Source organism: Gynuella sp., from assembly GCF_050297175.1.
In the GTDB taxonomy this organism is placed as follows: Bacteria; Pseudomonadota; Gammaproteobacteria; order Pseudomonadales; family Natronospirillaceae; genus Gynuella.
In genome coordinates, this window is the sequence record NZ_JBNKSF010000014.1 from 171,992 (window position 1) to 185,275 (window position 13,284).

Below are 13,284 nucleotides of genomic sequence, written 5' to 3' on the forward strand. Positions count from 1 at the left end.
TGCAAATGGAATACTTGATTTAGAGCTTGTCTGAATTTTCCGCCAGATATTTGGCAACGCCGTCAGGAGTGTTAACCATACCTGCATCACCTTTATTCCAACCGGCCGGGCAAACCTGTCCGTTTTCTTTGAAGAATTGCAGAGCTTCAACGATACGAACCACTTCGTCCATATTACGCCCCAGAGGCTCATCGTTAACCACCTGATGACGCACAATACCGTTCTCATCAATCACAAACGTGGCACGCATGGCAACACCGGCTGGATAATAAGAATCACCACCTTCAGCCTCAATGCCGTAAGCCTTGGCAATGCTGTGATCCATATCTGCTGCCAGCGTGTAGCTCACTGCTCCAATGCCACCCGCATTCACTGGCGTATTTCTCCAGGCATTGTGAGTAAAATGTGAATCGATGGACAGGCCTACTACTTCACAACCAAGCTCTTTCAGCTTGCTGACACGGTGATCCATGGCAATCAACTCTGAAGGACACACAAATGTGAAGTCCAGAGGATAGAAAAACACCACAGCATACTTACCTTTAATGGCTTCAGACAGTTTGAAACTGTCAACAATAGAACCATCCCCCAGTACCGCCGGTGTATCAAAATCAGGTGCTTTTTTTCCAACCAAAATGCTCATTGTATGCTCCTAAATATTATTTCAGTTCTTTCAATAGTTATGCCGTCACCCGGGATCTGGCCCGCTTTTTCCCTTGACCAGCCCCGGACGTCCTTAAACCAAATCCATCATTGGGGTTTAAGCTCAGAAAATCAAACATTTCTTAACACATTTAAAGGAGGAGTCCTGGTCACCCTTCGAGTGGACAGATATCCAATACCGCCTATCAACAACATTCCCAGCCATGGTCCACTCACCCACAACCACGGATGAAAACCAAAGCTGATATCAAACACCTTCGTCTGCAGGAAAAACAAGCAGGCTTCAGCCCCTACTACCGCCAGCAGACCAGCCAACCAGCCCATCACACCAAATTCAATGATCAGGCTTCCAGCCACCATCCCACGCCGGGCTCCCAGAGTCCGCAAAATAGCACTTTCCTTGAAGCGCATATCCAGTGTTGCCTGAATGCTGGCAACCAACACCAGGATTCCACAGGCCAGCACCAGCAGCAAAATGAACTCCACTGCCAATGACACTTGGGTGATGATTTTCTGAATCTGTTCGATAACACTGTCCAGCTCAATCAACGTGGCTGTCGGAAACTCTCTAGCCAATTGATTCAGCAGGGGTTTATCAGCGGGTGTCAGATAAAAACTGGTTAGCCAGCTGGCAGAATCTCCGGACAGAATCTCCCCCGAAAAGATGACAAAGAAGTTCGGCTGCATTGAGTCCCACTGAACGGTTCTCAAACTCGCCACGGTTGCTTTGGTGTCCTGTCCGGCGATACTGAAAGTCATCTCATCACCCACCTGGATGCCAAGCCCTTTGGCATAATCCTCCTCAACCGACACCAGCGATTTCTGCTCATCCCCCGGCTGCCACCATTGCCCTTCCACTACTTCGTTGTCCGGTCCCAACTCGTTCGACCAGGTCAGGTTCAACTCCCGCTGGTAACTACTGTCATCTTCTACGGCGAGTTGCTCCAACAGGGTTTTCATATCAGTACCGTTAACCGCAGTCACCCGGCCTCTGACCATTGGATAAAATGGTGAATGACTGATCTGATGACCATCCAGAAAGCCTTCTATGGCATCTTTTTGCAGATTAAAAATATTAAACATGAAGTGATTCGGAGCATCCTGGGGCAACTGCCTTTGCCAGTCCTGAATCAATGAGGTACGGACCAGTGACAACACAAACAACAGCAACAAAGCCACCGAAAAAATCATCACCTGCAGGGAATTCTGACGACTGTGACGTTGCAGACTTGCCAATCCAAGCCGCCAGGTGCTACCAAGATGGGCTCCGAGACGACGGCTGAGGCGAATCAATAACCACGCAAATACCGACACGCTGATCAAAGATACAATACCGCCTCCGATCAACGCAGCTGTGATAGCAAGGCTGCGACTATACCAGAGAACCAGTACCACCACGGCAAGGATGCCAATCATGAGCGCACTGGTACCTGATACCAGCGCTTCACCATCATCCACCCTCAATACCCGTGACGGCGGTACATTGCGTAGGGCCAGAAGTGGTGGAGCAGCAAATGCCATCAGACAAATCAGGCCTGTCAGTCCTCCTGTCATATAAGCCCCTGTACCAGCCGTTGCTATATTGCCGGGCAACAGGCTGGCAAACGCCTTCAATATTGCCCAATGAGCCAACCACCCAGCGATCCAGCCCAGTAGCACCCCAAACACTGCAAGCAGAAACAGATTCAACAGATAAAGCCGGGCAACTGCTGAAGGCCCCATTCCGAGGGTCTTCAACAAGGCCACATGACCGGCCTGACGCAAACTGTAACGACGGGATGCCAATGCCAGGGCAACACCTGCCAGCATCACGCCCAGAGACCCAGCCAGCAACAGAAAACTTTCTGCCCGATCCATAGCCGATCCTATTCCGCGATTACCCTCACGCGGCATAACCCAACGATAATGATCACCCAACTGTGGCTCCAGTTCGCTGCGCAGCTGCTCGACCTCCGAATCCGTACCGGACAGCACCAGACCATATCGGATACGACTACCAGCCTGTACCGATTCTGTAGCCGCTACATCGGCAATATTCATAATGACTCTGGGGCTCATGAAAAACATACTCTGAGGACTGTCAGGCTCTTTGAGCAAAGCCTTAGTAGCAGTGAGTGTTGCCTCCCCAATCGTTACCTGGTCCCCGACTTTTATCCCCAGTGCTCCGAACAACCTCGATGCCATCCATATTTCGCCGGGTCCAGGTGCCGAACTCACCTCAACACCATCGATAAATGGCTTATCACTGACAGTTACCCGGCCTTTCAACGGATATGAGCCGCTGACCGCTTTCACCGACGTCAACTGCATCCCCTGAGCAGAAAAAGCCATGGCCTGAAAATTCATCATATCCGTGGTTTTAAGGCCCAGGTCGTCAGCCTGCTGCTGCCACTGCGCCGGAATAGCCTGACTCCCACGGAGTTGCGCATCGCCGGCCAGTAACACACCCGCCTGGACATCTATGGTGTTTCTGATGCGTTCGGAAAACAGACTGATACTGGTGACGGTCGCCACAGCAACCAGTAACGACACCAGCAGAATATTCAGCTCCCCCCCTTTCCAGTCTCGCCAGAGCAACTTAAATCCTGTTTTCATTGTTCGGGCTCCACAATGGCTCCAGCTTCGATAATTATCTGACGATGACAACGGCTGGCGAGACGAGTGTCATGAGTCACCAGCACCAGAGTGGTGCCTGCCTCCTCATTCAGCTCAAATAAGAGATCGGCGATCTTGCCGCCGGTGACCGTATCCAGATTGCCGGTCGGCTCATCCGCAAACATGATGGGCGCCTCAGAGGCAAAAGCTCTGGCAATGGCAACACGTTGTTGTTCACCACCGGAAAGCTGTTTTGGGTAATGATGCTCACGTCCAGTCAGCCCCACTCTGGCAAAAACCTCTCTGGCTTTGGCCTGAGGGTCATCTATTCCCCGGACTTCCAAAGGCAGCATGACGTTTTCCAAAGCGGTCAGACTGCCAAGCAATTGAAAATTCTGAAATACAAACGCCACCAGCCGACCTCTGATCTGTGCCCGCTGCTCTTCATCCAGACTCGTAATTTCCTCACCCTGAAGGTAGATCTGGCCTGAGGAGGGAGTGTCGAGCCCGGCCAGTAGCCCCAGTAATGTTGATTTACCTGAACCGGACGCTCCAACAATCGCAACGCTTTCTCCCGGCTTGATTTCCAGGTCAATCCCTTTCAGGATCGTCAGCTGACCCTCAGAGGTCTGTACTTCTTGTTTCAACGCGGTGCTTTTTATCATGCTCTATCCAAAGGTTATTAAAACGCTGGCGGTTATGGTTCTGATTCTGACAACTTCGGCGACGTTGTCAGCCAAAACAATTCTGGTTCTGGGTGACAGCATCAGCGCCGCCTATGGCATTCCGGCAGATGCTGGCTGGGTCACGCTGTTGCAACAAAAACTGCAGCAACAAGGGTCTGATGATCAGGTCATCAATGCATCCTTTGGCGGTGCCACCAGCGAATCAGGCGTACAAAGACTGCCCGGACTGCTAACACAGTATCAACCGGATATTCTGTTACTTGAATTGGGCGGCAACGATGGCCTGCAGGGCAAACCAGTGCCATACATTACGCAAAATCTGCGCACGATGATCATGACAGCGCAGGCATCTCAGGTTCAGGTGGTACTGTTGGGCATTAAAATTCCACCAAATTATGGCAGCCGTTACACTGAACCATTTTTTCAGCAATATGAAAGCCTGGCCGATGAATACAAGCTTTTTTACGTTCCCTTTATCCTCGAAGGCATTGCCGAAAATCCCGCATTAATGCAAAACGACGGCATTCATCCGGTGGCTGAGGCCCAACCCATGATTGTTCAAAACATTTGGCCGGTACTGGCGCCATTACTGAAGTGATCCATCTGAATGGAGGCTATGATTGAACAGCTATCAACCCCGCCCGGGTCTACGCAACCCTCACGTACAGTCCATTACACCCGGTCTGCTGCGTTATGTACCCAATCGCTTCAGCCGCTCTCAACTTGAACTGGACGACGGTGATTTTCTGCTACTGGACTGGCAACGCCAGAACAGTGATCGTCTGGTGATTCTCAGCCACGGTCTCGAAGGGCATAGTCGCAGAGCCTATGTTGCCGGAATGGCCAGAGCTTTTTTTCGGCAAGGCTATGACGCTCTGGCTTGGAATTTTCGCAGTTGCGGCGGCCAACTGAACCGACTGCCCAGGTTTTATCACAGCGGAGCCACTGAGGACCTGGCTGCGGTCGTGCAACATGCCGTCGACCTGGGCTATCAGCAGATTGTCCTGGTCGGATTCAGCATGGGAGGTAATCTGACACTGGTGTATTTGGGGCGTCATCAGGTGCCGGAAGCCGTTAAAGCTGCAGCGACGTTCTCAGTACCTTGCGATCTGGCCAACTGTGCCGACCAGCTTGCCAGCTCGCACAATGGTTTTTATATGCGACGCTTCCTCAAAGATCTGCAACCCAAGATTGAAGCCAAAGCCAGACAGTTTCCACAGTTGATCTCAGCCACCGATTATCACCGGTTGAAGAACTTTCACGATTTCGATGCCTGCTACACTGCCCCACTACATGGCTTTAGCAGCGCCAGTGATTACTGGAATCAATCTTCGGCTCTGCATTATCTGCCCGACATTACGATTCCGACCCTGCTAGTCAACGCCAGAGATGATAGTTTTCTCGGACCAAACTGCTACCCAGAGGAACTGGCGAACAAACATCGCTTCCTGCATTTTGAAGCCCCGCTCCATGGTGGACATGTCGGCTTTATTCGTTACCAGCTCTGGCGTGAGTTATGGTCTGAAGCCAGAGCTTTGCAATTTGCACAGCAATACCTGGGGAGTCCTGCACACTAATGCTGCAAAGGTGATTGAAATAAAAAGTCTTAAACCCCATAAGAACATCCATTGTCCATCAACAGCTGTTAAATCACATGAGTCAAGCAGATTCCAATCACACAGAAATCATTACCCTGAATGAACAGAACAATACCGGATTGATCGCTTCAGGGGATTCATTACCAGCCAAGCTCTATATTGTTCCCATTGCCAACCGGCCCTTTTTTCCGGCTCAGGTCATGCCTGTTTTACTCGCGGCAGAACAATGGGAGGAAACACTTCGCAGAGTCGAAAAAACACCTCATAAATCACTGGCGCTGTTTTTTGTGGAGAACCACGATGAAACCCAAAGCAGCCTCAATACAGAGGATCTACCGGAGACCGGCACACTGGTAAAAGTGCACCAGTTGAAGTCCGATGGAAAGCATATTCAGTTTATTGCCGAGGGCATCAAACGTGTCCGGGTCGCAGGGTGGCTGTCACGCAAGTCCCCTTACCTGGCAGAAGTCAATTATCCACAACATCGCAAAGAATCGGACAACGAGATCAAGGCCTACGCCATGGCGCTGATCAATGCGATCAAAGAACTGCTGCCGATCAACCCGCTCTATTCTGAAGAACTGAAGCACTACCTCAACCGGTTTAGTCCGAACGAGCCTTCTCCATTAGCAGATTTTGCTGCCGCCATTACCACTGCTCGCGGTGGTGAATTGCAGGAAGTTCTCGATACCATTGACCTGATGCCTCGCATGGAAAAAGTGCTGGCATTGTTGAAAAAGGAAATCGATGTTGCCCGTCTGCACGGAGAACTTACGGATGAAGTCAACAAGAAAGTCAGCAAACATCAACGTGAATTTTTTCTACGCGAACAACTGAAACTGATCCAAAAAGAGCTGGGCATCACCAAGGATGATAAAACCTCTGATGCAGAGGAATTCCGCAACCGCCTCGACGGCAAAACGGTACCAGAGGAAGCTCTCAAAAAAATCAACGAAGAACTGAAGAAACTGGAAATGCTGGAAACAGGTTCTCCAGAATATAGCGTGACCCGTAATTACCTTGACTGGGCGACATCAATTCCCTGGGGTGTCCATGGTGAAGATAACCTGAACCTGAAAGAGGCCAAAACCACATTGAATCGGGACCACGAAGGACTCGACGATGTGAAAGCCAGAATACTTGAATTCCTCGCGGTGGGAGCATTCAAAGGAGAGATTTCGGGCTCTATTCTGCTACTCGTTGGCCCACCCGGCGTTGGTAAAACCTCCATCGGCAAAAGTGTCGCTGATGCCCTGGGCAGACCGTTTTACCGTTTCAGTCTTGGAGGCATGCGTGATGAAGCCGAAATCAAAGGCCATCGACGCACATACATCGGTGCGTTACCAGGAAAATTTGTCCAGGCACTCAAAGATGTCAAAGTCATGAATCCGGTCATCATGCTGGACGAAATCGACAAGCTTGGCGCCAGTTATCAGGGAGACCCGGCTTCGGCCTTGCTGGAAACCCTGGATCCTGAACAGAACAGTCAGTTCATGGATCACTATCTGGATATGCGCCTGGACTTGTCCAAAGTATTGTTCATCTGTACCGCCAACCAGCTCGATACCATTCCTGCGCCTTTGCTCGATCGTATGGACGTCATTCGTCTGTCGGGTTATCTGACCGAAGAGAAGGTCGCCATTGCCGCTAAACACCTGTGGCCACGACAATTGCGGAAAGCCGGTGTCAAAGGTCGTCAACTGAAGATTTCCCGCAAAGCCCTACGCGACACCGTCGAATGTTACGCGCGGGAATCCGGGGTTCGAAATCTGGAAAAACAATTGGCCAAAATCGTTCGCAAAGGTGTCGTTCAAATTCTGGAGCAACCAGACGAAAACATTACCGTTACACCGGAAAATCTGAGCAGCTTTCTAGGCAACCCTATTTTCCGTCCGGAAGCACTCATGCAGGGAATAGGCGTCATTACCGGACTGGCCTGGACAGCCATGGGGGGTACCACTTTGCCCATCGAAGCGACTCGCATTCATACCCTGAATCGAGGCTTTAAACTGACTGGCAAGCTCGGCGAAGTGATGCGCGAATCGGCTGAAATTGCTTACAGTTATGTCTGCTCCAATCTGGAAAAATATGGTGCCGATAAATCTTTCTTTGACAAGGCATTTGTACATCTGCATGTACCGGAAGGAGCAACGCCAAAAGACGGCCCCAGCGCCGGTGTCACCATGGCCAGCGCGTTATTATCTTTGGCATTAAATAAAAAACCCAAAGCCAATTATGCCATGACTGGAGAACTGACACTGACCGGCAAAGTACTTGCAATTGGTGGTGTACGGGAAAAAATCATTGCCGCCAAACGCCAAAATATCAAAAACATCATTTTGCCTGAGGCTAACCGTGGAGATTATGAAGAAGTACCTGAATATCTCAGAAAAGGTCTGAAAATATCCTTTGCCGAACATTACGACGACGTATTTAACAAATTATTCGGTTAATCAACATCCGGGGTTCCGATCAAAGAATTGGAACCCCGTCGGCAATATTATTGAAATGTTTTAAAGAGCGCTCGTGAATCCCATTGTGGCCATACTGGTTCTCCTGCTGACTCGACATACAGATTCGGATCACCAACTTCAATAAACCCCTTGAGTCCGGTAACTAAATCACGATGAAGCGCTTCCCGCTCCTCAACATTATCCTCAGTCCAGGTAAAGCGGGTAAAATTCGGCCGGCCAATATCAAAATTCCCAAACAAGACCGGTACATCAATAGCATGATAAGCACCGAGCAATGTGCTCCAAGGCTCAGGGTAATTTTGCCAGTTGAACTGGTAACGATAGACTGGCATACCTAATTTCACGAGCTCATCAGCCAGGCTCGCCATCAAGATCTCTTCTTTCTTATTTAATTTTTCCGTTTTACGGAAAAAAGCCCTCTGCCGATATTTACGCACAAAATCCGTGGACTTCAGATCATTACGCAGACTGTTTACCAACAGCCAGAATTCCATTGTCGACAAACGGCTGTAATCAAAAATTCGAATCATGCTGGTTTCATTGCCAACAGTACCCATGAGTGTAGGTACGGCATTGACGAATACAGCCTCTTCATCTTCCAATGCCTCTGAATCAAGCTTCGCAACTGCACTGGTCTTGGCCAGTACCTGTTCATCAGTCAGATCCGATACGTAAGTATCACGACGGTCTTCATCCTGTTGATTCAGCGCCTCCTCAAATTCCTCATCGGAAACGGCCGCTTCATCATCTTTTTTATCCTGATACAGCTTGCGGCGCAACTTACGAATAGACATGGTTTTGCGATCATATGGCACCCCTGACAGAGACACTGCTCGCTGAAAATATCCACTGGCAAGAGAAGAACGCATCAACGCCCATACAAAGATACTGCCGGCCGAATGCCCCATCAAAGTCACTTCATCTGGATTACCCCCAAAAGCTCTAATATTCGTTTTCACCCAGTCCAGCGCTTTTATCTGATCCAATAATCCAAGACTGCCCCGTTTGGTTGCCGGATCTTTGCCATTAAGAATCACACTCCGCAACATACTGAAAATACCAAGACGATAATTGAACGTCACGACCACAGCATTCAGCTCTCTGGCCAACCGTTCACCATCGTAAAATGGAAGAGAGGCTGCTCCGGTGATACCAGAACCACCATGAATAAAAACCAAAACAGGTCTCGGTGACTGCCATCGACTGTCCTCATCCTCCACCGGAGTCCAGACATTCAGATAAAGACAATCCTCAGAACCAAAGCGTTTATCAAACGTAGAATCATCATCGCTGGCAAAAAAACCTCCAATCTGAGAGCAGGCGTCACCATAAGCTTTGGTTTCACGCACTCCGGACCAGGGTTCTGCATCCTGAGCTGCTTTCCAACGCATCCGACCAAGTGGCGGCTGGGCGTAGGGAACACCCAGAAAGCGGACAATTCCTTTCAAGTCCTCTCCTTCAACGATACCACTGGCCGTCATTGCCTGAGTGGAAGCAATTGCTATTGACGGCAATATGCCGACCAGAAAAAAACCTGCCAGCAACCGACACAGGTTAATGTGAATATGGGGTAAGTTCGATAGAGAGTATTTCATCAAATCGATCTCCTGACGCTCTATGTTCGTTTCAATTTGCCAGGACAGCAGCTACATGGCAATTCTCAAGCCGGAAATACTAGAAGCTTTTGAACAACAATGGAGCAACGAGTATCTGCTTTTGCCTACTTCATCACCGTTCATAACAAAAACCGCGAGCCACATTTACATTATTAAAGTCCTGTGTTTCTGAGGGCGTGAAGACAAAGGCAACGAGCCGCTTCGTTGATCAACAATCGAGGCATAGGAGGTTCCGGGTCAAAAGCCCAGTTTATAGATCACAAATGAGCCTATTTAAATGAAGTTTAACGCCATTTTTATAACGCGAGCAGAAAGGTAACAACCAGAGAAATAAACATACACAAGGAAACGTAACCAGAACATCCACAAACCTGCAGCCATCAACGGCCAAAGCATATTCAAAATTATAAAAAATCTTACGATGATGACGCCGGCTCAGGGAATTTCTTGTTACACCGTGAAGACAGATTTAACAAATACTGGAGCAAAAGGCTTAAAATATCTTCCCTGTATTATCCGAATACTGCGTCTGAAAAAGTTGGCTAACAGCCCATTTTAAGTGTGTCATTTGAATAAACACCAAAATGATTCAAATGCGATAAATCCTTTTCTATCATACTGTCAGTACTGACAATTTATCGTTGATGGATAAAACACCTTTTCAAGCCCAGAGTTTCGAGGCCTCAACAAATTGACATTTGAGTTTTTACTGCCAATTTATAGGTAAACGTGGTGACAGATTATGAGTAAGCCCACACAATTAACGCTGAAGCCTGACATTAATAGTCAAAGACTCCAGCCCTTGAAGGCTTGAATAGCACTGATATCTCAAACCGTATGCCCGTCCCGACAACTTAACCGTCACAGGAACAGACTCGATGAAATGGACCAAACTGGGAGAGGCTCCCGACTATCGTTTTACATTGGCCAATGAACGCACATTCCTGGCCTGGATTCGAACAGCCATCGCCTTGCTGGCTGCGGCCGTGGCCCTTGATCAACTTGCCCCCAATCTGGCCGTTCCCTGGGTACGCAACCTGATTTCTCTGGCACTGTGTATCTTTTCCGGCCTCAGCGCCGGTCATGCCTACCTGCGTTGGGCAAACAATGAAAAAGCCATACGCCTGAAACAGAACCTGCCCTACTCTCCATTATTGCGCATACTCAGTATTTTCCTGGTACTGATGGCCGGTATCATTCTGGGGTTGCTGATTTATGGTGGTTAAACCCGATAGAGACCCCGGCCTGCAGCCGGAAAGAACCTCGATGGCCTGGACCCGAACACTGTTTGTGCTGCTGGCATTGATGAGCGCATTCAGCCGTCACTTTTTCAAAGCATATGGTTGGTTCTGGCTGGTATGCCTGGGTATCGTTGCGACCACACTCGTGGTGATGTACTGCTATACCCGACAACGGGCGCAACATTCGACGGATGAGATCACAACGCTATCGGTGGCATCCGTAAGAATGAAACAGTGGCTCACCTTTGCAGTTCTGTTCAGCAGTCTGACATTTGCCGGTTATTTTCTGATGGCTTTTTTTAATCACTGAAAATTGTCGTTCCCGCAGAGCCGGTTTCCGGGCGCTCGACCTGAATATTTCCCACCAACATTAACAAATGGTAATCCTGCACTTAGGAAACCTTAATCCCACTCAAGCCCCGACTATTTATAATCGCTCAATCGTTAACAACATGAGCAAATGGAAACTTATGAAAAACTGGCTACTGCGCTACTCCACGCCCTTAACAACAGGTCTGTTCCTAGTGTCCCTGATATCCGGCATCGGGTTGTTCTTTCACGTGGGTCCAATGTCATTTCACAGCATGCACGAATGGGTCAGCATGATTCTGATTATTCCATTTATCCTGCACATCTGGCGAAACTGGAAAGGCCTAGTCAATCATTTCAAGCGCAGCGCCATGCCACTGGCACTGGCTTTTTCAACACTGTTTGCAGTCGCCTTTATGGCCTGGCCATCCGACGAAAGCTCAGCGGTTCGCAGCGGTCCACCGCAGTTTGCCTTGGCGCATACGCTGACCTCGGCTTCACCAGCAACCGCCGCCCCAATCTTCGGAATAACAGCCGATGAAATGGTTATCCGACTGAAAGCCCAGGGATTCGACAGTGCCAGTCAGGAAACCAGTCTGTCTGAAATCGCCAGCGCCTCGGGAAAAGAAACCAGCGACTTATATGCCGCCATGCTCGGCATGATTCCCACTTCGGAATAACCTTATCGATGCAATCCGGTCAGGCTTATTGGTAGTATCTGCGCCCCCAGAAGATGCTACCTTCGTCCTCTTCACTGCTGGGTCTGAAGGACAGGGAGAGTTTGTGTCCGGCCAGTTCGGGGAGTGATTTTTCAAAGGTGATCAGACGGCTGTTTTCACTGCCATAGTATTCTGTGCCCAGGGTGTAGCGGAATTTATGTCTCAGGCTGCCTTGATCACTGGGAAATCACCCGCAGCCGCCATTGTCAATCGGATGTCAAGTCTAAGACCCTAAAGTCCCTGACTGTCTTCAAGTAATCACTCTGGATAATATTCCCTCAATTTTATTTCATTGTATTTACCTTATTTTCTAATCCAGGGACATATCTATAATTTTTTGGTGTGCTGTGGAACTCAATTAGCCCCCCACCTAAAATGAGAGAAAATATCAAATACAAGTATCGAGATTTCCATGATGGAATTATAAAAACAAAAACCGATAGAGCTAATGTGAAAACGCCAAATATATTGTTTCCATAATAATAACTGCTTACAGATAGAATTAGATTAAACAGCATCAATAAAATCAAAAAAAACAACAAAATTATTTCTTTAGCAATACCTTTTGGAATCTTATTATTATATCCATCATGAAGTTTTATTAATAAAATGGACAATACCCAACCTATCAAACATATAGCAAACAATAAACTAGATTCAGCAGAAAAACTCGTCAGCGCTATTACCGATGCCAATATGAACAAGAATAACCACAAGAAACACATAGCATATAACCGACTCAGGTCTGATCTATTAGCAATCTTCTTAATGATTTTCATATTCCCCCTAAAGCTATTTGTTCAAGATGATCACCTATTAGTCGTAAAAATATGTCCTTATTAACAACATATAGATTGCTAATGATCGTTTAAATAGTCTATTACCTCTAATGTAGCACCCCATAAACCAATCAACATTGAAATCATATATGCTGTCTCCGTAGCAACACCCAGAGCAATAAGAACCTCCGCACCAATCGATATCAAAGCAGCTATAACCACTGCCCATATTATTGCCTTCAAAACAAAAGCAGCTAAGCCAAACCCTTATAAACCCTGGTCTATGCCATCTATAAGTGCTTTAAGGGCCGTGATTAAATAACCACCTGTTTCAGAAGTATCAGAAGTTATAGAAAGACCAGCAAGCAATATACTGTAAACTGTTTCACAGAACCCTCCATTAGTTCCACTACTAATCTTATAAGCCCCTGCCCCTGTTTCAGAATCAATCAATAAATACCCGACATTCGTTCCATTACCAAACGCCACAGGTTTTTCATGTACAGTCGCCACCTTTCCGGCATTCACCGCACTGGCTATTTCACTTTCAATATCACTACCTACATCAATCGCAGCAAGTGCTGTACTCAGATTATTTTGATCA

The 13,284-nt window shown here is 48.1% G+C and carries 12 protein-coding genes; 6 read left to right on the plus strand and 6 right to left on the minus strand.

All coding sequences use genetic code 11. From position 1 onward, the window contains the following. Positions 1-19: 19 nt before the first annotated feature. The 3 genes from ACQY6I_RS05660 to ACQY6I_RS05670 all read right to left on the minus strand — a co-directional run bounded on the left by ACQY6I_RS05660 (position 20) and on the right by ACQY6I_RS05670 (position 3,923). On the minus strand, positions 20-643 hold the full coding sequence (locus tag ACQY6I_RS05660) for a peroxiredoxin (RefSeq protein WP_428240492.1): 624 nt from the start codon (positions 641-643) through the stop codon (positions 20-22). A gap of 131 nt (positions 644-774) precedes the next feature. Next, complete coding sequence (locus ACQY6I_RS05665; RefSeq protein ID WP_428240493.1) at positions 775-3,258, minus strand: ABC transporter permease; 2,484 nt, start codon at positions 3,256-3,258, stop codon at positions 775-777. Next, positions 3,255-3,923 (minus strand): ABC transporter ATP-binding protein, encoded by a 669-nt coding sequence (locus tag ACQY6I_RS05670; RefSeq protein WP_428240494.1) that lies wholly within the window; start codon positions 3,921-3,923, stop codon positions 3,255-3,257. Before ACQY6I_RS05670 ends, ACQY6I_RS05665 begins: the two co-directional genes overlap by 4 nt. Here ACQY6I_RS05670 and ACQY6I_RS05675 point away from each other — a divergent pair. From ACQY6I_RS05675 to lon, 3 genes are all read left to right on the plus strand, one after another. Beyond that, positions 3,922-4,542 carry an arylesterase gene (locus ACQY6I_RS05675; protein ID WP_428240495.1) on the plus strand — a complete coding sequence of 207 codons (621 nt, stop codon included), beginning with the start codon at positions 3,922-3,924 and terminating at the stop codon, positions 4,540-4,542. The two genes, ACQY6I_RS05670 and ACQY6I_RS05675, sit on opposite strands and share 2 nt — an antisense overlap. A gap of 22 nt (positions 4,543-4,564) precedes the next feature. Beyond that, the gene (locus tag ACQY6I_RS05680; RefSeq protein ID WP_428240496.1) at positions 4,565-5,521 is read left to right on the plus strand and encodes a YheT family hydrolase; all 957 of its coding nucleotides are present in this window, start codon (positions 4,565-4,567) and stop codon (positions 5,519-5,521) included. A 77-nt stretch (positions 5,522-5,598) separates the two neighbouring features. After that, a complete protein-coding gene (gene lon / locus ACQY6I_RS05685; RefSeq protein ID WP_428240497.1) occupies positions 5,599-7,995 on the plus strand; it encodes an endopeptidase La in 2,397 nt (798 codons plus the stop codon). A 47-nt stretch (positions 7,996-8,042) separates the two neighbouring features. Here lon and ACQY6I_RS05690 read toward each other — a convergent pair whose 3' ends face one another. Continuing rightward, positions 8,043-9,611: a carboxylesterase family protein gene (locus tag ACQY6I_RS05690; protein WP_428240498.1), complete on the minus strand. Its 1,569-nt coding sequence runs from the start codon at positions 9,609-9,611 to the stop codon at positions 8,043-8,045. A gap of 899 nt (positions 9,612-10,510) precedes the next feature. On the opposite strand from ACQY6I_RS05690, the gene ACQY6I_RS05695 reads away from it, so the two are divergent. The 3 genes from ACQY6I_RS05695 to ACQY6I_RS05705 all read left to right on the plus strand — a co-directional run bounded on the left by ACQY6I_RS05695 (position 10,511) and on the right by ACQY6I_RS05705 (position 11,862). Beyond that, entirely contained in the window at positions 10,511-10,858 is a 348-nt protein-coding gene (locus ACQY6I_RS05695; RefSeq protein WP_428240499.1) for a YidH family protein, read from the plus strand. Then, positions 10,848-11,183, plus strand: coding sequence for a DUF202 domain-containing protein (locus ACQY6I_RS05700; protein ID WP_428240500.1), 336 nt, complete (start codon positions 10,848-10,850; stop codon positions 11,181-11,183). The genes ACQY6I_RS05695 and ACQY6I_RS05700 overlap by 11 nt, the downstream gene beginning before the upstream one ends. Positions 11,184-11,343: 160 nt before the next feature. Then, entirely contained in the window at positions 11,344-11,862 is a 519-nt protein-coding gene (locus ACQY6I_RS05705) for a hypothetical protein (RefSeq protein WP_428240501.1), read from the plus strand. A gap of 323 nt (positions 11,863-12,185) precedes the next feature. Here ACQY6I_RS05705 and ACQY6I_RS05710 read toward each other — a convergent pair whose 3' ends face one another. Both ACQY6I_RS05710 and ACQY6I_RS05715 read right to left on the minus strand, forming a co-directional pair. Then, on the minus strand, positions 12,186-12,680 hold the full coding sequence (locus tag ACQY6I_RS05710; RefSeq protein WP_428240502.1) for a hypothetical protein: 495 nt from the start codon (positions 12,678-12,680) through the stop codon (positions 12,186-12,188). Between the two features lie 267 nt (positions 12,681-12,947). Beyond that, a partial coding sequence (locus tag ACQY6I_RS05715) for a hypothetical protein (protein ID WP_428240503.1) occupies positions 12,948-13,284 on the minus strand: 337 nt, incomplete at its 5' end.